This window comes from Sphingomonas jaspsi DSM 18422 (assembly GCF_000585415.1).
Lineage (GTDB): Bacteria > Pseudomonadota > Alphaproteobacteria > Sphingomonadales > Sphingomonadaceae > Sphingomicrobium > Sphingomicrobium jaspsi.
In genome coordinates this window covers 1,170,646-1,195,792 of the sequence record NZ_KK073876.1, presented here as the reverse complement: position 1 = coordinate 1,195,792, position 25,147 = coordinate 1,170,646, and the positions used below count along the sequence as shown (strand labels likewise).

The 25,147-nt window shown below is 66.7% G+C and carries 28 protein-coding genes and 1 tRNA gene; 20 read left to right on the top strand and 9 right to left on the bottom strand.

Features of this window, described 5'->3' with window-relative positions:
* Positions 1-25 precede the first annotated feature (25 nt).
* From G570_RS06135 to G570_RS06120, 4 genes are read left to right on the top strand one after another with little or no spacing between them, the layout of a single operon-like run.
* Positions 26-1,699, top strand: a complete 1,674-nt coding sequence (locus G570_RS06135; RefSeq protein WP_051504090.1) for a DUF885 family protein — start codon at positions 26-28, stop codon at positions 1,697-1,699.
* 44 nt (positions 1,700-1,743) lie between these two features.
* On the top strand, positions 1,744-2,937 hold the full coding sequence (gene coaBC, locus G570_RS06130) for a bifunctional phosphopantothenoylcysteine decarboxylase/phosphopantothenate--cysteine ligase CoaBC (protein WP_037500196.1): 1,194 nt from the start codon (positions 1,744-1,746) through the stop codon (positions 2,935-2,937).
* On the top strand, positions 2,938-3,378 hold the full coding sequence (gene dut / locus G570_RS06125; protein ID WP_037500194.1) for a dUTP diphosphatase: 441 nt from the start codon (positions 2,938-2,940) through the stop codon (positions 3,376-3,378).
* A 4-nt stretch (positions 3,379-3,382) separates the two neighbouring features.
* The gene (locus tag G570_RS06120; protein WP_037500193.1) at positions 3,383-4,138 is read left to right on the top strand and encodes a HesA/MoeB/ThiF family protein; all 756 of its coding nucleotides are present in this window, start codon (positions 3,383-3,385) and stop codon (positions 4,136-4,138) included.
* Here G570_RS06120 and topA read toward each other — a convergent pair.
* From topA to plsY, 3 genes are read right to left on the bottom strand one after another with little or no spacing between them, the layout of a single operon-like run.
* Positions 4,083-6,557: a type I DNA topoisomerase gene (topA, locus tag G570_RS06115; RefSeq protein WP_051504088.1), complete on the bottom strand. Its 2,475-nt coding sequence runs from the start codon at positions 6,555-6,557 to the stop codon at positions 4,083-4,085. The two genes, G570_RS06120 and topA, sit on opposite strands and share 56 nt — an antisense overlap.
* 56 nt (positions 6,558-6,613) lie before the next feature.
* Complete coding sequence (dprA, locus tag G570_RS06110; protein ID WP_037500191.1) at positions 6,614-7,714, bottom strand: DNA-processing protein DprA; 1,101 nt, start codon at positions 7,712-7,714, stop codon at positions 6,614-6,616.
* Positions 7,711-8,301: a glycerol-3-phosphate 1-O-acyltransferase PlsY gene (gene plsY / locus G570_RS06105; protein ID WP_037500188.1), complete on the bottom strand. Its 591-nt coding sequence runs from the start codon at positions 8,299-8,301 to the stop codon at positions 7,711-7,713. Before plsY ends, dprA begins: the two co-directional genes overlap by 4 nt.
* A gap of 75 nt (positions 8,302-8,376) precedes the next feature.
* Between plsY and murI the strand changes: the two genes are divergently transcribed.
* The 9 genes from murI to G570_RS06060 all read left to right on the top strand — a co-directional run bounded on the left by murI (position 8,377) and on the right by G570_RS06060 (position 15,172).
* A complete protein-coding gene (gene murI / locus G570_RS06100) occupies positions 8,377-9,165 on the top strand; it encodes a glutamate racemase (RefSeq protein ID WP_037500185.1) in 789 nt (262 codons plus the stop codon).
* Positions 9,166-9,236: 71 nt separating this feature from the next.
* Complete coding sequence (hemA, locus tag G570_RS06095) at positions 9,237-10,457, top strand: 5-aminolevulinate synthase (protein WP_037500184.1); 1,221 nt, start codon at positions 9,237-9,239, stop codon at positions 10,455-10,457.
* 4 nt (positions 10,458-10,461) lie between these two features.
* Positions 10,462-10,737 carry a YdeI/OmpD-associated family protein gene (locus G570_RS06090; protein ID WP_037500182.1) on the top strand — a complete coding sequence of 92 codons (276 nt, stop codon included), beginning with the start codon at positions 10,462-10,464 and terminating at the stop codon, positions 10,735-10,737.
* A gap of 68 nt (positions 10,738-10,805) precedes the next feature.
* Positions 10,806-11,846, top strand: a complete 1,041-nt coding sequence (locus G570_RS06085) for a M64 family metallopeptidase (protein WP_037500180.1) — start codon at positions 10,806-10,808, stop codon at positions 11,844-11,846.
* A 57-nt stretch (positions 11,847-11,903) separates the two neighbouring features.
* On the top strand, positions 11,904-12,335 hold the full coding sequence (gene rpiB / locus G570_RS06080) for a ribose 5-phosphate isomerase B (protein ID WP_037500178.1): 432 nt from the start codon (positions 11,904-11,906) through the stop codon (positions 12,333-12,335).
* 1 nt (position 12,336) lies between these two features.
* Positions 12,337-13,650: a serine hydroxymethyltransferase gene (gene glyA, locus G570_RS06075; protein ID WP_037500176.1), complete on the top strand. Its 1,314-nt coding sequence runs from the start codon at positions 12,337-12,339 to the stop codon at positions 13,648-13,650.
* 2 nt (positions 13,651-13,652) lie between these two features.
* Complete coding sequence (locus G570_RS06070; RefSeq protein WP_037500173.1) at positions 13,653-13,970, top strand: hypothetical protein; 318 nt, start codon at positions 13,653-13,655, stop codon at positions 13,968-13,970.
* Positions 13,971-14,450 carry a transcriptional regulator NrdR gene (nrdR, locus tag G570_RS06065; RefSeq protein WP_037500170.1) on the top strand — a complete coding sequence of 160 codons (480 nt, stop codon included), beginning with the start codon at positions 13,971-13,973 and terminating at the stop codon, positions 14,448-14,450.
* Positions 14,447-15,172: an RNA methyltransferase gene (locus G570_RS06060; protein WP_051504086.1), complete on the top strand. Its 726-nt coding sequence runs from the start codon at positions 14,447-14,449 to the stop codon at positions 15,170-15,172. The genes nrdR and G570_RS06060 overlap by 4 nt, the downstream gene beginning before the upstream one ends.
* On the opposite strand, the gene G570_RS06055 is transcribed toward G570_RS06060, so the two are convergent.
* On the bottom strand, positions 15,169-15,480 hold the full coding sequence (locus tag G570_RS06055) for a chorismate mutase (protein ID WP_037503921.1): 312 nt from the start codon (positions 15,478-15,480) through the stop codon (positions 15,169-15,171). The two genes, G570_RS06060 and G570_RS06055, sit on opposite strands and share 4 nt — an antisense overlap.
* 129 nt (positions 15,481-15,609) lie before the next feature.
* On the opposite strand from G570_RS06055, the gene G570_RS06050 reads away from it, so the two are divergent.
* Both G570_RS06050 and rpsD read left to right on the top strand, forming a co-directional pair.
* Entirely contained in the window at positions 15,610-15,921 is a 312-nt protein-coding gene (locus tag G570_RS06050; protein WP_037500165.1) for a hypothetical protein, read from the top strand.
* Between the two features lie 150 nt (positions 15,922-16,071).
* Positions 16,072-16,686: a 30S ribosomal protein S4 gene (gene rpsD / locus G570_RS06045; protein WP_037500163.1), complete on the top strand. Its 615-nt coding sequence runs from the start codon at positions 16,072-16,074 to the stop codon at positions 16,684-16,686.
* A 61-nt stretch (positions 16,687-16,747) separates the two neighbouring features.
* On the opposite strand, the gene G570_RS06040 is transcribed toward rpsD, so the two are convergent.
* Positions 16,748-18,736, bottom strand: a complete 1,989-nt coding sequence (locus G570_RS06040; protein WP_084607558.1) for a S9 family peptidase — start codon at positions 18,734-18,736, stop codon at positions 16,748-16,750.
* 116 nt (positions 18,737-18,852) lie between these two features.
* Here G570_RS06040 and G570_RS06035 point away from each other — a divergent pair, with 116 nt between their 5' ends.
* The 3 genes from G570_RS06035 to G570_RS06025 are packed head-to-tail and all read left to right on the top strand — an operon-like array spanning position 18,853 to position 21,073.
* A complete protein-coding gene (locus G570_RS06035; RefSeq protein ID WP_037500158.1) occupies positions 18,853-19,830 on the top strand; it encodes an agmatine deiminase family protein in 978 nt (325 codons plus the stop codon).
* Positions 19,827-20,678: an N-carbamoylputrescine amidase gene (aguB, locus tag G570_RS06030; protein WP_037500156.1), complete on the top strand. Its 852-nt coding sequence runs from the start codon at positions 19,827-19,829 to the stop codon at positions 20,676-20,678. Before G570_RS06035 ends, aguB begins: the two co-directional genes overlap by 4 nt.
* Complete coding sequence (locus G570_RS06025; protein ID WP_037500153.1) at positions 20,678-21,073, top strand: SMI1/KNR4 family protein; 396 nt, start codon at positions 20,678-20,680, stop codon at positions 21,071-21,073. Before aguB ends, G570_RS06025 begins: the two co-directional genes overlap by 1 nt.
* On the opposite strand, the gene G570_RS06020 is transcribed toward G570_RS06025, so the two are convergent.
* Genes G570_RS06020 through G570_RS06010 form a run of 3 tightly spaced genes read right to left on the bottom strand, consistent with a single transcriptional unit; the run spans position 21,070 to position 23,511 of the window.
* A complete protein-coding gene (locus G570_RS06020; protein ID WP_037500150.1) occupies positions 21,070-21,564 on the bottom strand; it encodes a GNAT family N-acetyltransferase in 495 nt (164 codons plus the stop codon). The genes G570_RS06025 and G570_RS06020 overlap by 4 nt on opposite strands.
* On the bottom strand, positions 21,555-22,811 hold the full coding sequence (gene lysA / locus G570_RS06015; protein ID WP_037500147.1) for a diaminopimelate decarboxylase: 1,257 nt from the start codon (positions 22,809-22,811) through the stop codon (positions 21,555-21,557). The genes G570_RS06020 and lysA overlap by 10 nt, the downstream gene beginning before the upstream one ends.
* 7 nt (positions 22,812-22,818) lie before the next feature.
* Positions 22,819-23,511 (bottom strand): uracil-DNA glycosylase, encoded by a 693-nt coding sequence (locus G570_RS06010; RefSeq protein ID WP_051504085.1) that lies wholly within the window; start codon positions 23,509-23,511, stop codon positions 22,819-22,821.
* A 23-nt stretch (positions 23,512-23,534) separates the two neighbouring features.
* Between G570_RS06010 and folK the strand changes: the two genes are divergently transcribed.
* Both folK and G570_RS06000 read left to right on the top strand, forming a co-directional pair.
* Complete coding sequence (folK, locus tag G570_RS06005) at positions 23,535-24,026, top strand: 2-amino-4-hydroxy-6-hydroxymethyldihydropteridine diphosphokinase (RefSeq protein ID WP_037500144.1); 492 nt, start codon at positions 23,535-23,537, stop codon at positions 24,024-24,026.
* A gap of 24 nt (positions 24,027-24,050) precedes the next feature.
* Positions 24,051-24,126: transfer RNA gene (locus tag G570_RS06000), tRNA-Lys, on the top strand.
* Between the two features lie 63 nt (positions 24,127-24,189).
* Here G570_RS06000 and G570_RS05995 read toward each other — a convergent pair.
* Complete coding sequence (locus tag G570_RS05995) at positions 24,190-25,146, bottom strand: aspartyl protease family protein (RefSeq protein WP_037503919.1); 957 nt, start codon at positions 25,144-25,146, stop codon at positions 24,190-24,192.
* Position 25,147 lies beyond the last annotated feature (1 nt).

The following is a 25,147-nucleotide window of genomic DNA, read 5'->3' as shown; positions in this document are numbered from 1 at the left end:
ATCTTTCCATCGAAAGGTCGTGCCGATGCGCCGCTTCGTTGTCTCGCTCCTGCTGCTCGCCAGCCCACTGCCCGCCGTCGCCGCGCCGGCCCCGCCGATCGCCGCCGCGCCTGCCTCGACCCACGCGCAGTTGGTCGCGCTGTTCAACGACTGGCGCGCGTTCAACCAACCGGCACTGGTGCGCCGCGTTGCTGACTATGGACCTGCGGCGATCGCGGCAAAGGCGGACGGGCTTGCGCGGTTCAAGGCCCGGCTGGCCGCGGTCGACCTGAGCAGCGCGAGCCTGTCCGATCGCAACGACGCCCGCCTGATCGGAGCCGAGATGAACGGCCTCGACTTCTTCCTGCGCGTGCTGAAGCCGTGGGAGCGCGACCCGACCTTCTACGCCAACGTCTTTGCCGAAATGAGCGACGTGCCCGCGCACGAAGGGCCCTCGGCACAGCCCAATATCGACCTGTGGACCTATCGCTTCCCGCTGTCGAAGGCCGACGATGCCAAGCTGGCGGCGCAGCTGGGTGCGGTTCCGGCGCTGCTGGAGGCCGCGAAGGCGAACCTCGCCCCGAGTACCGCGCACGACTTCTGGACCTACGGCGACCGCGCCTTCACCGAACAGGCCGAGGCGCTGGCCGCGTGGCAGAAAGGCGAACTGGGCCTGCGCGACCTCGACGGGGTGCGCAGCGTTTCGCTGAAGGGCGCCAGCCCGGCGCTGTTGAAGGCGGTCGAGCAGGCGCGGGCCGCCAGCGCCGCCTTCGCCGACTGGGTCCGCGCCGAAGCGCCCAGGCACCAGGGCCCGTCGGGCGTCGGCAAGGAGAATTACGACTGGTATCTGAAGAACGTCCTGCTGAGCCCCTACACGCTCGACGAGCAGAAGGTGCTTCTGCAGCGCGAGCTCGACCGGTCGCTGGCATCGCTACGGCTGGAAGAATCCCGCAACCGCGCCGCACCGCCGATCGCCGAGGTCAGCGATCCGGCCGCCTATTTCGCGCGCAGCCAGGCCCGCGCCGATGAACTCTACCGGCTGTGGGTCGATACCGGGGTGATCAGCGACAAACCCTATTTCCGCTCGGCGCTGCTGGCCCAGCTCAATCCCTACACCCCGCCGGCGCAGCGCAATTTCTTCACCCATGTGACGGCGCTCGACGTCGTCCCGCTGTCGAGCCACCAGTTCCACTGGATCGAGCTGGCGCGGATGAAGCATGAGCCCAACGCTAATCCGATCCGCGCGGTCGCGCCGCTGTTCAACAATTACTCCGACCGCTCCGAAGGCTTCGCCACGGCAATGGAGGAAGTGGCGATGCAGCAGGGCGTGTACGACAGCCTGCCGCACGGGCGCGAGCTGGTGTGGGCGTTGCTCGCCAATCGCGCCGCGCGCGGGCTGGCGTCGCTGCGCGTCCAGGCCAATGAAATCGGGCTCGACGAAGCCGGCAAATTCCACGCTGCGTGGACCCCGCGCGGCTGGTCGGACGCGAAGAGCAAGCTGGTCGGCTTCGAACAGCTGCTCTACGCGCGCCAGCCCGGATATGGCCCCAGCTACATCATCGGCAAGCTGGCGCTCGACCGCATGTTGGCGGATGCGTCGCACCAGGCCGATGTCGGCGGCAAGCCGTTCGACCTGAAGCGAACCTTCGACGCCATCTATGCCGCCGGGATCGTGCCGATCGCGATCGTCGAAAGCGAGCTGCCCGACCGCTTGCGCTGAGACGGCTCGACTCTTCGCGGCCTGACGCGCTAGGCGGTTGAGCCATGGCCCGTATCCTCCTCATCATCGGCGGCGGCATTGCCGCCTACAAGGCCGCCGAACTGATCCGCACCATCCGCAAGGCGGGCCATGCGGTGACGCCGGTGCTGACCGAAGGCGGATCGCATTTCGTCACGCCGATGAGCCTCGCCGCGCTGGCCGAAAGCCCGGTCTACACCTCGCTGTGGGACCTCAAGGACGAAAGCGAGATGGGGCATATCCAGCTGTCGCGCTCGGCCGACCTGGTGCTGGTCTGCCCAGCGACGGCCGACCTCATCGCGCGGATGGCGGGCGGGATCGCCAACGACCTGGCGACGACTCTGCTGCTGGCGACCGACAAGCCGGTGGTCATCGCCCCGGCGATGAATGTCCGCATGTGGCAGCACGCCGCAACGCAGCGCAACGTGGCCCAGCTTAAAGCCGACGGCATCACCGTGCTCGACCCCGACGAAGGGCCGATGGCGTGCGGCGAATTTGGCCCGGGCCGCCTGCCCGAGCCCGACGATATTTTCGCGCGGATCCAGCCGATGCTGGGCGACCGGCCCAAGATCGCGGTCACCAGCGGCAAGCTGGCCGGCCGCCACGTGCTGGTGACCGCCGGCCCGACGCATGAGCCAATCGACCCGGTCCGCGTCATCGCCAACCGCTCCAGCGGCAAGCAGGGCTTCGCCATCGCCAAGGCGGCGGCGGACGCGGGTGCGCGCGTCACGCTGGTCGCCGGACCCGTCGCCCTTCCCACCCCCGCCGGCGTTTCGCGGATCGACGTCGAGACGGCGCAGCAGATGATGGACGCCGTCGAAGCCGCGCTGCCTGCCGATGTCGCGGTGATGGTCGCGGCGGTCGCCGACTGGCGGATCGAAAACCCCGCGACGTCGAAGATGAAGAAGGGCGGCGGCCCGCCCGAGCTGAAATTCGCGCCCAATCCCGATATTTTGAAGACGCTGGGCGCCCATCCCGACCGCCCGCGCCTGCTGATCGGTTTCGCCGCCGAGACCGACGATGTCGTCGCCAACGCACAGGCCAAGCTCAAATCGAAAAAGGCCGACTGGATCGTCGCTAACGACGTGTCTGGTGACGTCATGGGCGGCAGCCACAATCGCATCCACCTGGTCAGCGCTGGCGGCGTCGAGGATTGGCCGGAAGCGGCCAAGGACGATGTCGCGCGCCATTTGATCGACCGTATTTCCGAGGAGTTTTGAGTGACGATTTCGATCCGCATTTCGCGTTTGCCCCACGGCGAGGGCCTGCCGCTTCCAAGCTACGCCACCCCCGGCGCGGCGGGCATGGATGTGGTCGCGGCAGAAGATCTCGATCTCGCTCCCGGCCAGCGCCACGCGGTCGCGACCGGTTTTCGCGTCGCCATCCCCGAAGGCTATGAAATCCAGGTTCGCCCCCGTTCCGGTCTCGCCTTCAAGCATGGGATCACCGTGCCCAATACGCCGGGCACGATCGACAGCGACTATCGCGGCGAATTGAAGGTGCTGCTGATCAACCATGGCAGCGAGCCCTTCCCCATCCGCCGCGGCGAGCGCATCGCACAGCTCGTCCCGGCCGCAGTGACGCTGGCAAGCTTCGAGGAAGTCGAGGAGCTGTGCGAGACGGAGCGCGGCGCCGGCGGCTTCGGCAGCACGGGGCAATAAGGCCTTGAGCCTCAGCGACGACGAACTCGACCGCTACGCCCGCCACATCGTGCTGCCCCAGCTGGGCGGCGCGGGGCAGATGCGGCTCAAAGCCGCGCGGGTCGCGGTGGTCGGTGCGGGCGGCATCGGCGCGGCGGTGATCCCGGCGCTGGCGGGTGCCGGTATCGGCCATCTGACGATCATCGACGGCGACATCGTCGACAAAAGCAACCTGCAGCGCCAGCAGCTCTACAAGACCGGCCAGGTCGGCATGGGCAAGGCGCTGCTCGCCAGCCAGTTCGTCATGGCCCGCAACCCGCACGTCGGGGTGACCGCGATCAGCGACCGGCTCAACGCCGACAATGCCGACGCCTTCCTTGGCGGACACGATCTGATCATCGACGGCACCGACAATTTCGCGACCCGGCTGATGGTCAGCGATACGGCGGTGCGGCTCGGCACACCTTTGTTGTCCGCAGCGGCGCAGCAGTTCCAGGGGCAGGTCGCGCTCTTTTCCGCCCAGCCCTGCTATCGCTGCTTCGTCGGCGACGCGTTCGACGCCGACGATTGCGACACGTGCGCGGAACTGGGCGTGCTAGGCGCGCTGACCGCCACGGTCGGCAGCTTCGCCGCGCTGACGGCGATCAACGCCATTGCGGGCATCGGCGGCGACCTGTTCGGCACGCTCCATTTGTTCGACGGAGCGGGCCTCAACTGGCGGCGGATCAGGCTTTCTTCCGACCCTTCGTGCCGGTCTTGCGGGCGCCCTTCTTCTTCGTAGCCGGGCCCTTGGCCGCCTTGGCGTCGATCAGCGCCACCGCTTCATCGAGCGTCACCGCCTTGGGATCGGCCGACTTGGGCAGGGTCGCATGGGTGGTGCCGTCGCTGACGTAGGGACCGAAGCGGCCTTCCAGCACCTTCAGCTCATTGCCGCTTTCCGGGTGCGCGCCCAATACCGCGATCGGCTCGCGCGAGGCGCCGCGGCCCTTGCCGCCGCCCGCCGCTTCGGCCAACTTGACCACCGCCGCGTTCATGCCCGTTTCGAAGACCTCCGCGGTCGATTTCAGCCGGGCATATTTACCGTCGTGCATCAGATAAGGACCGTAGCGGCCGATCGACGCGCTGATCATCTGGCCGGTCTCGGGATGCGCGCCGATTTCGCGGGGGAGCGAAAGGAGGTTCTCTGCCATCTCCAGCGTCAGGTCGGCCTGCGGCACGTCCTTGGGCAGCGACGCGCGCTTGCCGTCGCGCTCGAGGTACGGGCCAAAGCGCCCGACCTTCAACTCGATGCCATTGCCGAGCTCGGTCGGCCCTTCGCTCGCCGCCTCCTCGCCCTGGCCGAAGCGGCGGGTATATTTGCAATCGGGGTAGTTGGAGCAGGCCACGAACGCGCCGAACTTGCCGCCACGCAGCCCGAGCTTGCCGGTGCCGCACAGCGGGCAGGTGCGCGGATCGTGACCGTCGCCCTTGTCCGGAAACAGCCAGGGCGCGAGGAATTCGTCGAGCGCCGCCGTGACGTCCGACGGCTTCTGTTCCATGACTTCGCCCGCCTTGGGCTTGAAGTCGCGCCAGAAATCCTCGAGCAATTTCTGCCAGTTGAGGCGGCCGCCGGAGACGTCGTCGAGCTCTTCTTCCAGCTCGGCGGTGTAATCGTAGCTGACGTAGCGTTCGAAGAAACGTTCGAGGAAGGCCGTCACCAGCCGCCCGCTCTCTTCCGGGAAGAAGCGGTTCTTTTCGAGCCGCACATACTCGCGGTCCTTCAGCGTCTGCAGCGTCGCGGCATAGGTCGACGGGCGGCCGATGCCGAGTTCCTCCAGCCGCTTGACCAGCGAGGCTTCGGAATAGCGCGGCGGCGGCTGGGTGAAATGCTGGGTCGCCTCGACGCCGGTCTTGGCCGGGGCATCGCCATTGCGTAGCAGCGGCATGCGGCCCGACTCTTCGTCGGTCGGATCGTCACGGCCTTCATCATAAAGCGCCATAAAGCCGGGGAAGAGCACGACCTGCCCGGTCGCGCGCAGCGTCGCGCGCCCTGCGCCGTCGGTCAGCTCGACCGTCGTGCGTTCCAGCCGTGCCGAGGCCATCTGGCTCGCCAGCGCGCGGTTGTAGATCAGCGTGTAGAGCCGGCCATGGTCGCCCGATCCTGCGCGATCCTTATGGAAGTCGGTCGGGCGGATCGCTTCGTGCGCTTCCTGCGCATTCTTGGCCTTGGACGTATACTGGCGCGGCTTGTCGGGGAGGTAGCCCGCGTCATAGCGGTCGGCGACGGCCTTGCGCGCAGCGGAGATCGCCTCGCCCGCCATCTGCACGCCGTCGGTACGCATATAGGTGATCAGCCCGTCCTCGTAGAGCGACTGGGCGAGGCGCATCGTGTGGCTGGCCGAAAAGCCGAGCTTGCGCGCCGCTTCCTGCTGCAGCGTCGAGGTCGTGAAAGGCGGCGGCGGGTTTTTGCTGAGCGGCTTGGTGTCCGTGGACGCGACCGAAAAACGGCCGTCCTCGACCACTTTCTTGGCGGCGTTGGCGCTGCCTTCGTCGCCGATGGTCAGCCGGTCGATCTTCTGCCCGTCGAGCTGGACCAGGCGCGCGGTAAAGGGCGTGCCGTCGGCCTCGAACGTCGCGCCGACCTGCCAATACTCCTGTGCCTTGAACAGCTCGATCTCGCGTTCGCGGTCGACGATCAGCCTCAGCGCGACCGACTGGACGCGGCCGGCCGATTTCGCGCCCGGCAGCTTGCGCCACAGGATCGGCGACAAAGTGAAACCGACGAGGTAATCGAGCGCGCGGCGGGCACGGTAGGCGTCGATCAAATCCTCGTCCAACTCGCGCGGACTGGCCATCGCTTCGGTCACCGCCGACTTGGTGATGGCGTTGAAGGTGACGCGCTCAACCGTCTGCGGCAGCGCCTTTTTCTTGCGCAGCACTTCCTGCACATGCCAGCTGATCGCCTCGCCCTCGCGATCAGGGTCGGTGGCAAGGATGAGCGCGTCGGCCTTCTTCGCTTCGTCCGAAATGGCTTTGAGCTGCTTGGCCTTGTCGGGATAGGTTTCCCAGTCCATCGCGAAGCCGTCGTCCGGGTTCACCGACCCATCCTTGGGCGGCAGGTCGCGGACGTGGCCGTAGCTGGCCAGCACGCGGTGGCCGGGGCCCAGATATTTCTCGATGGTTTTCGCCTTGGCAGGCGATTCGACGACGACGAGCTTCACAGGTGAGACGTTCCTTTACGTGTACACGCGCGATTGTCGGCTAGTTGGGGAGGCCGTCAAGCGGCGGCAAGGCTGACCTTGTTACCCGCATGGCGGTCGATCCGCCCGGCCAGGTCGAGCTCGAGCAGGACAAGCTGCACTTCGCCCGCCGAAGCGTCGGACAGGCGCACCAGTTCGTCGACCGGCACCGGCGACGGGCCGAGCAGGCCCTCCACCCGCGCCCGCACATCCTCGTCCGCGTCGAGCGGGGTGGCGATGCCATGGTGGTCGAACGGGTAGACCGGACTCGCGACGCGGCCCGACAGGGTACGCACCGCCTCCAGCACGTCGGAAGCATTCTGGATCAGCGTCGCGCCGTCGCGGATCAGCTGGTTGCAGCCCTGCGCGCGCGGGTCGAGCGGGGAGCCGGGAACCGCCATCACCTCGCGCCCCGCCTCGGCCGCCAGCCGCGCGGTGATGAGCGAGCCCGAACGCGGCGCGGCTTCGACCACCACCGTCCCCGCCGCCAGCCCGGCGATGATCCGGTTGCGATAGGGGAAGTGGCGGGCGTGCGGTTCGGTGCCCGGCGGCATTTCGGCGATGAGCAGGCCGCGCGCGGCAATGTCCCGCTGCCGAGCCTCATTCTCGGGCGGATAGAAGATGTCGAGCCCGCCGGCGACGACCGCGATGGTGCCGCTCTCCAGCGACCCATCGTGCGCGGCACTATCGATTCTGCGCGCCAGCCCGGACACGACACTGACGCCCTCGCGCCCCAGGTCATGGGCCAGCCCCCGAGCAAAGCGGCAGGCGGCGGCGCTGGCGTTGCGGGCACCGACGATGGCGACCATCTGGCGTTCGAGGAGCGACAGGTCGCCGATGACGGTCAGCAGCGGCGGGGCATTGTCGAGCTCGGCCAGCGCGCGCGGATAGAGCCCCTGCCCCAGCACGAGATGTCGCCCGCCGAGCCGGGCCACCGCCTCCGCCTCGCGCTCCGCCACGGCGATGGGGGCGATGGTCGGCACCTTGCCCCGCCCGCGCCGGGCCAGGTCGGGCAGCGCGCGGATGGCCTCCGCGGCGGTGCCGAAGCGCAGCATCAATTGCGAGAAGGCGACCGGCCCGATCCCTTGCGATCGGATCAGGCGGATGCGGTCGATGAGGTCGGCTGGCGGTGCGTTCACGCTTTCTTTTTCCCCACGCGCGGTTCGTCGCCGCTGGCGAGGCGGCGAATATTTTCCTGGTGCTTCCAGAGCAGGAGCACCGCGAAACCGAGCAGCATGGGGAAATATTGGCGTTGGTCGAAGATGATCGCGGACAAGGGCGCGCTGGCGGCGGCGGCCATGCCCGATACGCTGCTGATGCGGACGATCAGCAGCAGGGCGATCCACACCACGGCATAGACCAGCGCCGCCATCGGCATCAGCGGCACCAGGATTCCGAGGAAGGTGGCGACGCCCTTGCCGCCCTTGAACTTGAGCCACACCGGATAGAGGTGGCCGATGAACGCGCCCGCCGCGGCATATTGCTCCGCGCCGAACCACAGTTTCTGGGCGATGATCACCGCTGCCGCGCCCTTCAGGGCGTCGAGCAGCAGCGTCGCAGCCGCCAGCCCCTTGGATCCGGTGCGAAGGACATTGGTCGCGCCGATGTTGCCCGACCCGATGTCGCGGATGTCGCCCTTGCCGGCGAAACGCGTCAGGATGAGCCCGAACGGGATCGATCCCAACAAATAGCCCAGCGCCAGCGCCCAGATCATCGGTCCTTGCATCGCCGCCTTGCCTAGCAGAACATCCGGGTCCCGCAATATTGCGATTGGCCCGCCGCCGCCCTAGCTCAGGGCGCGATGGACCCCAGCGCGCCTATCCTCTTTTTCGATTCGGGTGTCGGCGGGCTGTCGGTGCTTGGGCCGACGCGCACCCTGCTGCCGACTGCGCCCATCGTCTATGCCGCCGACAGCGCCGGATTTCCCTATGGCACCAAAAGCGAGGCCGAGCTGGCCGCGCGCGTGCCGGCGCTGCTCGGGCGGCTGGTCGAGCGATTTCACCCCCGCCTCGCGGTCATCGCCTGCAACACCGCCAGCACGATTGCGCTCGACCATGTCCGTGCCGCGCTCGACATTCCAGTGGTCGGCACCGTGCCCGCGATCAAGCCGGCGGCGGAATTGTCGAAGAGCCGCGTCATCGGCGTGCTCGGCACCGAAGCGACGGTTCGCCAGCCCTATGTCGACGACCTCGCCGCGAGCTTTGCTGCCGACTGCAAGGTCATCCGCCACGGCAGCGCCGAAATGGTCGAGCTGGCCGAACGCAAGCTGGCGGGCGATCCCGTCAGCGTCGAGGACGTCCGCGCCGCCGTCGCCCCGCTGGTCGAAGCGGACGGCGCAGCAGGTATGGACGTCATGGTCCTCGCCTGCACCCACTTCCCGCTGCTCGCCGACGAAATCGCCGCGGCCTATCCCCGTATCGCGCTGGTCGATGGCGGTGCCGGGATCGCCCGACGGATCGCCTATCTGACTCGCGGCCAGCCCTGGCCGGTCGAAGCGCCGGGCGGCATCGCGGTCTTCACCGCCCCGCCCCGTCCGGTGCTCGCCTCCGCCCTTGCCCGCTTCGGACTGGACGAGGTCCGGACGCTTTGAACCGTTCGTCGAGTGGCGGCTGGAAATCTGGCGCAAGCGGCGGTAAAGGCCCGCCAAACCGAGGGTTATCGATGAACTACGATCACATCTTCCAGAAGGCGATCGACCGCCTTCACGACGAAGGCCGCTACCGGGTCTTCATCGATATCCTGCGCACCAAGGGCAATTATCCCAACGCCCGCTGCTTCCACGGCCACAACGGGCCGAAGCCGATCACCGTATGGTGCTCCAACGACTATCTTGGCATGGGCCAGCATCCCGCCGTCATCGGCGCGATGGAAGAGGCGCTGCACGACGTCGGCGCAGGGTCGGGCGGCACCCGCAACATCGGCGGCAACACCCATTACCATGTCGAGCTCGAGTCGGAACTGGCCTCGCTCCATGGCAAGGAAGCGGCGCTGATCTTCACCTCGGGCTATGTCTCGAACGAAGCGACGCTGTCGACGCTGGGCAAGCTGCTGCCGGGCTGCGTAATCCTGTCCGACGAACTGAACCACGCATCGATGATCGCGGGAATCAAGAATTCGGGCTGCGAAAAGCGCGTCTTCAAGCACAACGATCTTGAACATCTCGAACAGCTGCTGCTCGAAATCCCGGCGGACACGCCGAAGGTCATCGCGTTCGAAAGCGTCTATTCGATGGACGGCGACGTCGCCCCGCTCCACGCGATCTGCGACCTCGCCGACAAATATGGTGCGATCACCTACCTCGACGAAGTGCATGCCGTCGGCATGTACGGCGCACAAGGCGGCGGCATTTCGCAGCGCGACGAAGCCGCGCACCGCCTGACCATCATCGAAGGGACGCTGGGCAAGGCGTTCGGCGTGATGGGCGGCTATATCGCGGCCGACAAGAATATCGTCGACTGCATCCGCAGCTATGCGCCGGGCTTCATTTTCACCACTTCGCTTTCGCCGGTCCTCGCGGCGGGCGCGCTGGCAGCAGTCAAGCACCTCAAGGCGTCGTCGGAGGAACGCGACGCGCAGCAGGCCCATGCGGCGATGCTGAAGGTGAAGTTCGCCGAGGCCGGCCTGCCGGTGATGGACAGCGTGACGCACATCGTGCCGCTGCTCGTCGGCTGCCCGGTCAAGGCCAAGGCGATCAGCGACATCCTGCTCGCCGAATATGGCCTCTACGTCCAGCCGATCAATTTCCCGACCGTGCCCCGCGGCACCGAACGACTGCGCTTCACGCCGGGCCCGTGCCACACCGAAGCCATGATGGACGAACTAACCGGCGCGCTGGTCGAGATCTGGGACCGGCTGGAACTGCAGGCGGTCAAGGCGGCCTGACCCGATGGCGGAAGCGAATACAGACTTCCGCCACGACACCCCCGATGATCTGAAGGCCGTGCTCGCCGCCCACCCGGCGCTGCGCGCGAAATGGGACGGCCTCACCGACCTTGGCCGCAACGAATGGATCTGCTGGATGACCTCGCCCAAGACCGAGGCGACCCGCGCCAAGCATTTCGCCCGGCTGCAGGACGAAGTGCTGGCGGGCAAGCGCCGACCCTGCTGCTGGCCCGGCTGCCCGCATCGGCGAGAGTCCGCCGCCAAATACTTTCGCGACTGACGCGCACCCTTCGCCCAATCATGCTATAAGCGTCGCGGCTGGTGCCGAGCCGTGCTGGAGTGAAGCCTATGGCTCGCAAGCCGCGCCCTGCATCGGATTCGCATTTCATCGAAGCCTTTCCTCTGGTCGACGGTGCGCCGGTACCGGTCTGGACCGAGGTTATGCGGCCGAAGCCCGACGACCAGCTGTTCGGCATGCTGCCGGCTGGCGCCCTGCCGCTGCATCCTTCGCAGCCGACGGGACCTGCCGTCCTTCGATCGGTCCGCCATCCGCCCACGCCCGGCGCGACCTTCCTGTTCGTCAGCGAAGGCTTCGGCGACGACCGGGACCGGTTTTTCAATCGCGCCGAAAAGGTGGCGGCCGGGCTGCTTTCCATCGAACCGTTCAAATCCCTGGCGGCGATCATCGCGATCGACGCGCTGTTCATCCCGCTGGCGGGCGGCGCGGTGGTCGACATCGGCTGCAACCGGTCGCAAGCCAACCAAGAACTGTTGAAGCCGACGCTGTTCGCGACCCAGTGCTGCATCGACGGCAGCACCAACCAGCTGTGGTGCGGGGACGAGGACCCGGTGCGAAGCGTGGTGGCCAAGGCGTTGACCGCCAACGGCCGCGCCATCGGCCAGTATCAATTCCTCGCCGTCCTGATCGACAGCGCCAAATATGGCGGGGCCGGTTCGATTCCCAATTCGGTCGCCAAGCCGCGCATCGCCTGGGCGACGACCGATCATGCCCAGTCGCTGCTGATCCTGCTGCACGAGCTTGGCCACGCCTTCGGCCTGCAGGACGAATATGAAAGTCCCTACGTCGACCCGATCAAACCGTGGCGCAACATCAGCCGATACAAGCGACCCGACCAGACGCCATGGCGCCAGATCGTGACCGCCCCGGACAAAGCCGCGCTGACCTGCCCGGCGGGTACGAAATGGACCGGAAGCCGTGCCGTCGTCGGCACCTTCGAAGGCGCCGGCTATCGCCCTACCGACCGTTTCCGGCCGACGGTCGACTGCAAGATGCGAACGCTGGCGGCGGAATTCTGCCCGGTATGCGCCGACCAGATTCGCGCATCGATCGATCCGGCCTTCGTCCCCCGCATCACGCCGGAAGTCTGAACAGGCAGGCGCATCTGACGGGTGGCGAATCTCCGGCGCTTGCCCTAGAGCGTGGCCATGCGCATCGCCCTTTCCGCCGATCATGCCGGCGTCGACATGAAAGACACCCTCGCCCAATGGCTTACCGAGCAGGGGCACGACATCCTCGACCTCGGCACGCACGGGCATGAAAGCGTCGATTATCCGCGTTACGGCGCGGCGCTGGCTGAGGCGCTTGAGCAGGGCAAGGCGGAGCGCGGCATCACCGTATGCGGATCGGGCATCGGCGTCGCCATCGCCGCCAACCGCAATCCGGCCTGCCGCTGCGCGCAGGTCAGCGAGCCCTTGAGCGCCACGCTCGCCCGCCAGCACAATGACGCCAATGCCATCGCGCTCGGCGCGCGCCTGATCGGGATCGAAATGGCCAAGGCCTGCGTCACCGCTTTCCTCACCACCGACTTCCTCGGCGGGCGCCACACGCACCGCGTCGACATGCTTGGAGAATGCTGAAATGGCGACCATCGCCGACCGCCCTTTGACCGACGTGCAACCGCTGGGTTTCTTCACCGAGACGCTGGGCAATGCCGATCCCGCCGTCGCTGCCGCAATCAAGGAAGAGCTTGAGCGCGAGCAGAACCAGATCGAGCTGATCGCGTCGGAAAACATCGTCTCGAAGGCGGTGCTTGAAGCGCAAGGGTCGGTGTTCACCAACAAATATGCCGAGGGCTATCCGGGCAAGCGCTACTACCAGGGCTGCCACCCGTCAGACAGCGTCGAGCAGCTCGCGATCGACCGCGCCAGGCAGCTGTTCGGCTGCGGATTCGCCAACGTCCAGCCGCATAGCGGTGCGCAGGCCAACGGCGCGGTGATGCTGGCGCTGCTCCAGCCCGGCGACACCATCCTCGGCATGAGCCTCGCGGCCGGCGGTCACCTGACCCACGGCGCCCCCCCGGCCCAGTCCGGCAAATGGTTCAACGCCATCCAGTACGGCGTGCGCGCAGACGATCACTTGGTCGATTTCGACGAGGTCGAGCGGCTGGCGAAGGAGAACAAGCCCAAGCTGATCATCGCGGGCGGTTCGGCCTATCCGCGCCACCTCGACTTCGCCCGTTTCCGCGCCATCGCGGATGAAGTCGGCGCGCTGCTGATGGTCGACATGGCGCATTTCGCCGGCCTCGTGGCGGCGGGCGAGCATCCGACCCCGTTCGGCCACGCCCATGTCGTCACCACCACCACCCACAAGACGCTGCGCGGCCCGCGCGGCGGCATGGTGCTGACCGATGACGAGGCCATCGCCAAGAAGATCAACTCGGCAGTCTTCCCGGGCCTCCAGGGCGGCCCGCTGATGCATGTCATCGCCGCCAAGGCGGTGGCGTTCGGCGAAGCGCTGGAGCCCGGCTTCAAGACCTATGCCAAGGCGGTCATCGCCAATGCCCGGAAGCTGGCGGGACGGCTCAAGGAACGCGGCGCTGACCTCGTCGCGGGCGGCACCGACACCCATCTCGCACTCGTCGACCTCAGGCCCCTCGGCATCACCGGCAAGGATGCCGACGAAGCGCTCGAGCGTGCTGGCATCACCTGCAACAAGAATGGCGTGCCGTTCGACCCGTTGCCGCCGATGAAGACCAGCGGCATCCGCGTCGGATCGCCCGCCGGCACGACCCGCGGCTTCGGCGAAGCGGAATTCCGCGACATCGCCGACATGGTCGCCGACGTCCTCGACGGGGTCGCCAAAACCGACGGCGCGGGCGATGCGGCGGTCGAGCAGGCGGTCAACGAGCGCGTCCGCGCGCTTTGTGCGCGTTTCCCGATCTATGAGGCTTGACGATGGCGTTACAAACTTGCCTGAAATGCGGCTCAAAAACTCGGAAACCGGAAGCAAAATTCTGTGATGCTTGCGGCGCCAGCCTCACGGTTGAACAGCGAGACTCCACGCTTGCCGTTGCTAAAGAGTTCATCAGCGACAGCGCCAAAGAAGCCACGGAGCAATTTAAGGATGCTGCACGCCATCCGGCTGCCAAGAAAATTGCAGGGGGTGCTGCACTCGGAGGAGCTGCTGGCGCGTTACTGCCCATCCTCACGGTCGGTGTCGGAGCCGCGCTGGTTGGTGGTCTGGTCGCATACAAGCAATTGACCAAGAAATAGATGCGCTGTCCCTTCTGCGCCCATGACAACAGCCAGGTAAAGGATTCGCGGCCGAGCGAAGACGGGACCTCGATCCGCCGTCGTCGCCAGTGCGAAGGCTGCGGCGCGCGGTTCACGACGTTTGAACGCGTCCAGCTGCGCGACCTCACCGTGGTCAAGCGCGACGGCAAGCGCGAGCCGTTCGACCGCGAAAAGCTGCGCCGCGCAATCGGCCATTCGACCCGCAAACGCGACGTCACCGCCGAACGCGTCGACCAGCTGGTCAGCGGCGTGCAGCGCCAGCTGGAAACGCAGGGCGACGAAGTCACCAGCGTGCAGATCGGCGAGGCGGTGATGGCCGGCCTCAAGACCATCGACCACGTCGCCTACATCCGTTTCGCCAGCATCTACCGCGACTTCACCGACCCGGCCGATTTCGCCGAAATCGCCGAACGGGTCGAAAAGGAAGGCGTGCCCGCCAACCAGGACAAATTGCTGTGAGCGGCTACGCTCCGGTCATCGTCCTCGTCCGTCCGCAGCTTGGCCAGAACATAGGCAAGGCGGCGCGGGCCATGCTCAACTTCGGCCTCACCGAAATGCGCCTCGTCGCCCCGCGCGACGGCTGGCCCAACCCGGAAGCGGGTCCGGCAGCGAGCGGCGCCGACATCGTGCTGGAAAAGGCTGCGGTCTTCGACACGGTGGCCGAGGCGGTGGCCGACTGCAGCCTCGTCTATGCCTCCACCGTCCGCCGCCGCGACCTTGTCATGTCGGTGGTGGGGCCGGAGGAAATGGCGGGCCAGATCCGCGCGTCGGACGGCCGCTCGGCGATCCTGTTCGGGCCGGAACGGTCGGGCCTGGAGAGCGCCGACGTCGCGCTGGCCAACCATATCGTTACCGTGCCGATCAATCCGGAATTCGGCAGCCTGAACCTTGCCCAGGCGGTGATCCTGCTGGCCTATGAATGGTCGCGGGGCGAAGCGCTGGTCCAGCCGACGCGGAAGGACGATGCCGAACCGCCCGCGCCGCATGCCGAACTGGAAAGCCTGATCGGCCGCATCGACCGCGAACTGGACGAGGCGGGCTATTATTTCCCGCCCGACCGGACCGAGGCGACGCGCCTGACGTTCCGCACGCTGCTGACCAAGCCCGGCTGGTCGAGCCGTGAGTTGAAGGCGATGCACGGCATGGTCCGTGCCCTGTCAGACAAGCGGCGGCGGCGCTAGGCGCGGGTGGCGTCGAATCGTTCGAATTCGTACGCGATCGACTGCTCCATCAATTCTTCCCACACCGCGCGCAGCCGCTCGACGGGTAGGCCGAGGCGGGCTGCTTCGGCGGCGACCTTGGCGTGGACGTCGTCCTTGCGCCACTGGTCGCGCACTGCGCCACGATCCGGCTTGATGCGGGCGGCCGCGTCCATATAGCCGAAGCGGCGCTGCAACAGCGCGACCAGTTCGCGGTCGACGGCGTCGACGCCGCTGCGGACGTCGGCCATGGTGGTGCAGTCTGCGGGATCTTTGACGGGATCGATCATGGCCCGACCCATCGACTGCCCGGGCCGACATTTCAACCCGGCAAATCTGGGCCGATGTTCGACTCCCCATCGCAACGGCGCTATAGTGGCAAGCGTCGGAGGTGTACCACTCGACCATCGGGGGCAAAGATGAAGCGTCATATCGTGCAAATCCTGGCTGCAGCGCCGTTGCTGCTGGCCGTTCCGGCCGCCGCGTCGGCAGCGGATGACCCTTCCAAGCCCGCCGAGGCGGCCACCGCGCCGGCCCCGGGCAAGAAGCTGGTCCGCAAGGAAGTGTGCCGCAGCGTGGTGTTGACCGGCTCGCGAACCTCGAAGCGGATTTGCCGCACCGTCGACGAATGGGTCAGCGAGCAGGCCCGGGCCAACGGCGAAGTGCTGGGCGTCGAAGCGCGCGGATCCTGGATGGAAGGGCAGGACGCGGCCGCCGCCGGCCCGCGTTGACTTTCTGATCGGTCCTGACTAGGAGCGCGCCACGCGCAATTGATCCCGCATGTCCGGTGAAGTGGGTATCGCGTCCAGTGCAAGGCTGGGCGGTGCGGTCCGGACGTTCCGCTGGCCCCAAGGCCGGCATGACAATTGGAAGGATGACATATGTCGAAGCGCAGCAGCGCCAAGTATAAACTCGACCGCCGCATGGGTGAAAACGTCTTCGGACGTCCCAAGAGCCCGGTCAACCGCCGCGAATATGGTCCCGGTCAGCACGGCCAGCGCCGCAAGGGCAAGATGTCGGACTTCGGCATCCAGCTGCGCGCCAAGCAGAAGCTGAAGGGCTATTACGGCGACGTCACCGAAAAGCAGTTCAAGCAGACCTTCCAGCACGCCTCGAAGATGAAGGGCGACGCCTCGCAGAACCTCATCGGCCTGCTCGAGCGCCGTCTCGACATGATCGTTTACCGCGCCAAGTTCGCGCCGACGATCTGGGCGGCCCGCCAGCTGGTCAGCCACGGCCACATCCGCGTCAATGGCGTGAAGTGCAACATCGCCTCGCGTCGCTGCGACGTGAACGACGTCATCGAACTGGGCCCGAAGGCCAAGCAGATGGCGCTGGTCATGGAAGCGCAGAGCCTCGCCGAGCGTGACGTTCCCGACTATGTCGTCGCCGACGGCGACCACAAGGTCACCTTCACCCGCGTGCCGACCCTCGACGAGGTGCCGTACCCGGTGAAGATGGAACCGAACCTGGTCGTCGAATTCTACTCGCGTTAAGCCGCACGGCTTCACGCGAAAATGGGGCGGCTCCGACACCGGAGCCGCCCTATTTTTTTGCCTATTTGCCGATCGTCTGTTCCAGCAGCTGGCCCATGTGGGTCAGCACTTCGATCCGCGCATTGCTGTCTTCCAGCTGGTGGTCGAGGCCCTTGTAGCGCAGATAGTCGACCTTGATGCCGCCCTCGGTCAGCGCCTTGGCCATGCGGTCGCTGTGATCGACTTCGACATTGGTATCGAGGTCGCCGTGCGCCAGCATCACCGGCACCTTGATCGCCTTGGCGTTACGCAGCGGCGAACCGGCGGTGATATGATCGCCCTTGCCGATGAAATCCTGGACTAGTTTGGAGTTGGTGTAGTTGTCGGCCTGCTGTTTCATCAGCGCGAGGTCGGTCACCGGCGCGATTGCGACGACCGACTTGAACTTGGTCGGGTCGACCGCCGCCGACTGAAGCGCGGCATAGCCGCCATAGGACCAGCCGACGATCGCCAGGCGGTTCTTGTCGGCGATCCCCTGCCCGACCAGATAATCCGCCGAATCGATGATGTCTGCGATCGCGGTCTGCCAGTTGCGGAAGCCGTTTTCGTTCTGGAAATCGTCGCCATAGCCTGACGAGCCGCGATAGTTGGGCTGGATCACGACATAGCCGCGCGCGGCGAGGAACTGAGGCAGCCAGTCGAAGCCCCATTCGTCGCGTGAGCTGGGCCCGCCGTGCGGCAGGACAACCGCCGGCATATTCTTGCCCGACGCCCCGGTCGGCATGGTGATATAGGCCGGGATGGAGGCGCCATCGCGCGACTTGTAGGTCACCGACTTCACCGCCGCCAGCGTGCGGTTGGCAAGCGCCGGGCGCACCTTCGCCAGTTCCGACATCTCGGCCGTCTTGCGATCGAAATAATAATAGGTGCCGGGGCTGACGTCCGATCCGGCGAAGATCACCAGCTTCTGCCCGTCGGTGCTGGCCGAGGAGAAGTTAATCGCGCCGGCATTCGGCAACGCGCGCCCCAGGCGAGTGGCCAGTGCGTCGAATTCCTTGTCGAAATAGACGGTGCGCGCACGATCATCGACATAGTCGTAGCTGATGACGCGCTGGCCCCGGCCGAAGCGCGACACGCCGTCAATGTCGACCTGCGCATTCTTGGCCACCAGCGTCAGGCCATTGGTTCCGTCGAGCGCCATCCGATAGAGCGCATCGCGCCCGTCGAGCTTCTTGAGCAGCAGCAGGCTGTTCGTATCCCCCTCGACCGCGAGCGGATAGATGCTGGCATCGCCGTCCTTGGGATCCCAGCTGCCGAGCGTTTGCCAGCTGCGCGATCCGGGTTTGCGGTAGCTGTAATTGGTCTTGCCGGTCAGCGTCGCGCCGTCGGACGTCTCGTCCTGGATGCGGATGCGCAGATTGCCGCGACCGTCGGTCATGAACCCCGACGCCAGCCGGTCGGGCTGTTCGACAATGCTGCTCTTCAAGGTCGACAGCGAAATCTTGTCGACGCCAAGGCCGTTCTTGGTGCGCGAAATGTTGCTACCGGTGCGTCCCGCCTCGGGGATATAAACCCGGGCCATCAGGATCGACCCGCCGTCGTCGGGCAACCAGTCGAGCACATAGCCGTCGTCCTGGCGGATGCCGTCGTCGTAGAAGCTCTGGTTCTGGCCCAGCATCTTGAGTTCGGTGCCGTCGGTCTTGACCGACACGGTCCGCGCGAACCCGACCAACACGCCCTCTACCGGCACATTGCCGCTGTACCGGCAGACCAGCCGGTCGTCGGTCGCGAATTCGCACCACTGGATGCTTTCCGGGTCGCCGCGCGACATGATCGGCGTGGTCATCGGTCCGCCGTTGAGGTCGTACACCTGCACCGCGGTGGTGCGGCCCGGCCCCGCGGCCAGCATCAGCACCTTGCTGCCCGACGGCGAAATGGCGACGTTCGATACGCTCTGGCGCGCGCCGAACAACTTGGCATCATCGGCCAGCGGCGCGGCCTGCGCGTAAAGTGCAGTGGACGCGAACAAGGCGACGGCACCCGCAGCAAGGCGTCGGCAGATCATGGACATATTTCCCCCCAAAACTCGAAAATCAAAACACCGAGCGAGCCGAAGCTTGGCGAAATCGCGGCCTGACGCAAGCCCCGTTCTTGGCGGCGGCGGCCGCGCTTGCTAGGGCGCGGCCCATGACCATGCCTCCTCTCGCCGAATGGGAACCGCACGACGCCGTGTGGATCGGCTTCCCCAGCGCCGCCGACCTGTGGGAAGACGATCTGTCGCCAGCCCAGGAAGAGGTCGCCGCCTTCGCCGCCGCCGTCCATGCCGATGGCCAGGGCGAAGCGATCTGGCTGGTCGCGGCGGATGAAACCGCTGCTGCCCGCGCCCGCGCCCTGTGCCCCTTCGCCCGCGTCATCGTCGAACCGTTCGGCGACGTCTGGCTGCGCGATACCGGCGCGATCGTGATGGGCAGCGGCGCCGACCGCCGTGCGCAGGGCTTCGGCTTCAACGGCTGGGGCGACAAATATCAGCTCGAAGGCGACGACAGCATTGGCGAGCGGCTGGCCGACGAGGCCGCCCTGCCCTACGCCAAGGCCGACTGGATCCTGGAAGGCGGTGCGATCGACGGCGATGGCACGGGCACCTTCCTCACCACCGAACAATGCCTGCTCAATCCCAACCGCAACCCCGGGTTCGACAAGGACGAGGTCGAGGCGCGGCTGAAGCGCGACCTCGGCGCGACCCGCGTCGTCTGGCTCGGCGACGGACTGGAGAATGACCATACCGACGGCCATGTCGACAATCTTGCGCGGTTCGTGGCGCCGGGCCGCGTCGTCATTCCGGAGGCCGAGGCCGACGACCCCAACATGGAGGTCTATGCCGACGCCGCCGAAGCGCTGCTCGATGCCGAGCTGGAGGTCGTCGCCCTCCCCTCGCCCGGCCGGATCGAGGATGAGGACGGCGAGCCGATCCCCGCCAGCTACATGAATTTCTACGTCGGGAACGCCACCGTCGTGGTGCCGCTCTACGGCGCGCCCAACGATGATGCCGCCGTCGCAGCGCTGGCGGAGATTTTCCCCGACCGCCGCGTTGTGGGCTTGCGCGCCGATCATGTGCTGACCGGCGGCGGCAGCTTCCATTGCCTTAGCCAGCAGGTGCCGAAATGAGCCAGAAGATCAAGGTCGGGGCGCTCCAGCTCGCCTTCGGCGACGATACCGCCGAAAATATCCGCAACGTCTCCGACCTCGTCCGCGAAGCCGCGGGCAAGGGGGCGCAGGTCGTGCTGCCGCCCGAACTGTTCGAAGGCCCCTATTTCTGCCGCGTCGAGGACGAGAGCCTGTTCGCGACCGCGAAGCCGACCGCCGAACATCCCTCGGTGGTCGCGATGCAGAAGCTGGCGAACGAGCTCGGCATCTGGATCCCGACCAGCTTCTTCGAACTGGACGGCCAGCATCACTACAACAGCCTCGCGATGATCAACCCGGACGGAAAGATCGAAGGCGTCTACCGCAAGAGCCACATTCCCGACGGGCCGGGCTATGAAGAGAAGTTCTATTTCCGCCCCGGCAACACCGGCTTCAAGGTGTGGAACGGCCTCAACACCACGCTGGGCGTCGGCATCTGCTGGGACCAATGGTATCCCGAAACCGCGCGCGCGATGATGCTGATGGGCGCGCAGATCCTGTTCTACCCGACCGCGATCGGCACCGAACCGCATGACCCCGAGCTCGACACCTCGCGGCTGTGGCGCCGGGCGATGATCGGCCATGCGGTCAGCAACGTCGTTCCCGTGGTCGCCGCCAACCGCATCGGCAACGAACATGGACAGATCTTCTACGGCCACAGCTTCATCTGCGACGAGCGCGGCGATTTGCTGGCTGAATTCGGATGTGACGAAACCGGCGTGCTGGTGGCCGAGCTCGACCTCGACGCCGCCAAGCGCCACCGCGCCGCCTTCGGCTTCTTCCGCGATCGTCGGCCGGAGCTTTACGGACGCCTCGCGCAGGATATCTGATGGCGGGGTGGTTGAGCCGCGCCGACCATGCCGCGAGCGCGGAGCAGATCGAAACGCTGAAGGCGATCTGCCCGATCGAATTGCCGGCAAGCTATCTCGCGCTGCTCGCAGAGAGCGACGGGGCCGAGGCGGGCCTGTCGGTCGATCCGCTGTGGCTGGTCATCTATGACGCCGCGGAGGTCATCGAGATCGCGACCAGCGGTGCGTTCGCCGCGCACTTCCCCGGCCATTTCCTGTTCGGCGACAGCGGCGGGGCGGATGCCTTTGCCTTCGTCACCTTAGGGAATGAAGCTGGCCAGATCGTCACCATCGAAGTCGGCGCAACCGACGAGGCGGCGAAGATCCGGCCGGTGGCGGACAGTTTCGACGCGCTGCTCGCGCTGATCGACACCTAGAGGTCGAGCGCCAGGTAGACGCTGTCGCACAATTCGTCGCCGACCTGCCACGTGCCTTTGGCGCGGTGGGTTTCGACGAAGCCGTGACGCGTGAGCAATGCGATCGACGCCGCGTTGCGCGGGTCGACGTCGGCAGTGAGGCGCGACGGCGTTCCGATGGCGCGGCGACGGTCGAGATAGGCTGCCATCGCCTCGCTCGCCACGCCCTGCCCCCACTGGTCGCGGGCAATGTGGTAGCCGATGTCCGGCAGCTTCCAGCAGCCGATCTTGCCGACCACGCGACCGTCGCGTTCGATCACATAATCGTCGCTGGTCGCAGGGTCGGCGTCGACCATAGACTGCAGCCACTCGGCGGTCCGCGCCAGGTCGGGATGCGGCGGTTCGGACCAGAAGCGCATGACCTCGGGATCGCTCATGATCGAATGAATGGCCGGGAGGTCGTCCATCGTCGCGCGGCGCAGCATCAGCCGCGCGGTGCGGATCACAGCCATGACGGGACCGGCGCCGCCGCGGCATCGGCGATGTTGATCCGGCGGCGGACCAGCGCCCACTTGTCGCCCTTCACCAGCACTTCGGGGGTCAGTTCGCGGCTGTTATAGCCGTTGGACATCGCTGCCCCATAGGCGCCGGCCGTGCGGAAGACGATCAGGTCGCCGGGGGCGACCGCATCCATCTCGCGCGCCAGGGCGAAGGTGTCGCCGCTTTCGCAAACGGGTCCGACGACGTTGGCGGTCCATCGGCGGCCGGACGGGCGGACCGCCGCGATATGGTGGTAGGCATCGTAGAGCGCGGGCCGCATCAGGTCGTTCATCGCGGCGTCGACGATCACCCAAGGGTGCTTTTCGCCCGGCTTCACCCGCACGACGCGCGTCAGCAGCACGCCGGCGTTGCCGCTGATCAGGCGCCCCGGCTCGAACGCCAGCCTGATATTCCAGTCGCGGGTCACCCGCGCGACCATCGCGCCATAGGCTTCGGGCGTTGGCGGCTCGGGTTGGCCCGGACCGTAGGGCACGCCAAGCCCGCCGCCGAGGTCGGCGATCTTGAGGTCGAAACCGTCGGCGCGCAGCGTGGAGATCAACTCCCCCAACCGTTGGAACGCCGCCTCCAGCGGGTCGAGCCGGGTCAGCTGGCTGCCTATGTGGACGGTGACTCCGGTGACCTCCAGACCCGGCAGGTCGCGGGCCGCACGGAATGCGTCGAGCGCCTGCGATGCGGGAATACCGAACTTGTTGTCGGCATTGCCGGTCGTGATCTTGGCATGGGTTCCGGCGTCGACGTCGGGATTGAGGCGGAAGGCGACCTGGGCGGTTCGGCCGGCGGCCACCGCGACCACCGACAGCATATGCGCCTCCTCGACCGATTCGAGGTTGAACTGGAGCACGTCCCCCGCCAGCGCCTCGGCCATTTCGGCGGCGTCCTTGCCCACCCCGGAAAAGAGGATGGTCGACGGGGGCATGCCCGCCGCGCGAGCCAGCCGATATTCGCCGATCGACACAATGTCCGCCCCCAGCCCTTCGCCGGCCAGCGTCGCCAGTACGGCGGGATTGGGGTTGGCCTTGACCGCAAAGGCCACCAGCGGGTCGTGAAGCGCCGCCAGCGCTTCCTTCAGCACTCGGGCGTGCCGCACCAGGGTCGCGTGCGAATAGACGTAAACCGGCGTGCCTACCTCGGCTGCGATGGTTTCCAACGGGACGCCGTCGCAATGCAACGCGCCATCGTTCAAATCAAAATGGTCCATGTCGTCCCTAGCCTTGGGCCTGCAGCGCCAGCGCCCGTTCGAACACCTGGTGGAACATCGCCTCGGTCAGACGGCCGGTGTTCGTGTTGTAGCGGCTGCAGTGATAACTATCGATCAGGATACGACCGTCGGGCGCATCATGTTCCGCCCCATGGCCGAACTTGGCCGCCGATGGCCGGATGCCCAGCACCTTGCAGGCGCTGTTGTGCGCGATCTGGCCGAGCGCGATGAGCACGCGGACATTGGCGAGCTGGGCTAGCCCCTCCTGCAGGAAGGGGCGGCAATTGTGGATTTCGCCCGGCTCCGGCTTATTCGCGGGCGGCAGGCATTTGACGGCATTGACGATCACTGCGCCCTTCAGCCTGAGACCGTCGGCGGGGTCGGCGCGATATTCGCCCTCGCTGAAGCCGAAGCGGGCAAAGGTCGCGAACAGCAGATCGCCGGCATAGTCGCCCGTGAAGGGCCGCCCGGTCCGATTGGCGCCATGCTTGCCGGGCGCAAGGCCGACGATGGCCAGCCAGGCGTCCGGGTCGCCGAAGGCGGGGACCGGCGCATTGTACCAGTCGGGATATTCGGCGCGGCACTGCAGGCGGAAGGCGACCAGCCGCGGACATAGCGGGCAGTCGCGCATCGGCTCGGCCCGCGGCAGGGGCGACAGGTCGGCGGGGGACTGGCTGGCGGCGGGACTGGTGAAAAGCATCGGATCAGCCTAGGCGGGCGGGCATGAGCGGCGCAACGCATCTTTACGCCATCGCGATCGGGTCGAACCGCCGCCACGGCCGATATGGCCGGCCCGCGGGCGTGGTCGAATCCGCCATCGCGCGGCTGGATGCGGACTTCGGCCTGTTCGACGCCAGCCCGATCATCCTCAACAAGGCCATCGGCGGCGCGGGCCGCGATTTTGCCAATGCGGTGCTGCTGCTGGAAAGCGACCTCGCCCCCGTCGAAATGCTCAGCGCGCTGAAGGCGATCGAGCGTGAATATGGGCGCCGCTCGGGACGACGCTGGGGCGAGCGCGTGCTCGACCTGGATATCGCCGACTGGGACGGCCCCCCGGTCCGGGCCCATGGCCTGACGATTCCGCACCCGCGCCTCGCCGAGCGCAGCTTCGTCGCCGGGCCGTTGGCCGCAATTGCGCCCCGCTGGCGGCTCAGCGGCTGGCAAAATGCGGCCCATGTCGCTGCACGCCTTGGCAAGCGCCGCCCGGCCCGCTAACGGGCATGGCGTCTGGCTGGTCACGGGCCGTTAGCTCAGTCGGTAGAGCAACTGACTTTTAATCAGTAGGTCGCTGGTTCGAATCCAGCACGGCTCACCAGCCAGACATTTTTATCGTCCCGGGGGACGATGAAAATGTCTGGCTCGCAAAGCGGCCAGCTTCCTACCGCGACAATAGCGCCAGCCTATACCCGTCGCGCATGCTCGTGCCCGGCAGCTTGAAGCGCACCTTGCGCGCGGCGAAATCGATGGTGATGCGATCGAAGGCGCGCATGGCGTTCATGCCCAGCAATATCGTCGGCTCGTCCGCGAGCTTGAGCTGGTGGAAGATGTGCGCGTCGGCAAAGGCGATGGCGAGGCCGTCGATGTGAATCCCGCCGACTTCGACCCGCTGCAGCGTCGCCACATGCGCGCCCATCCGCTCGCCCGTCACCGACTCCACCTCGATCGGCTCGGTGAGCGGCAGGTGCCGGCGCTTGACCAGCGCTTCCTCGAGCGACTGGTTGCCGATCGTCACTTGCGATCCGGTGTCGACCACGACGTTGACCTTGACCCCGTCGACCACCGCATCGGTGAAGATCAGGCGCCCTTTGCGCGACTTGGCCCGAACCACGACAACGTCGCCATCTTCACGTCCTTGCCGTTCGAGGGCGGAGGTGATGGCCATGGTCTTGGCCTTGAAGTCGAAGGTCACGCGCTGCGAGCGCAGGCTGTCGATGCCGAGCATGCCGTCGGCGCCGATGTTCGCCGCTTCGAGCGCCGGCGCATCGACCACCGACATGCTTTCGCTGCTGACCTTGAGGTCGGGGATGAAAACGGTCTGGACGCGGTTCGGGCCCATCACGCTGTGCAGCACCGTCTGCTCACCGCTGTCGAGCTTCAGCCGCGCCGCGAGCTGGCGCGAGATGACGGTGCGTTCGGCCCCGGTATCGACGAGGAAGCGATACGGCCCGCTGCCGCTCACCGTCACGGCAACGGTCATGCGGTCGCGGTCGTCGCGGCGGATGGCGACCTCGTCGGTCCTCGACAGCGCGTCTGCATCGTTCGCCGTTTGCGGCACTGCGACAGGCGCGGGAGTAGCGGCGGCCGCCAGCACGGAAAGGAACGGCAAAAGGATCATC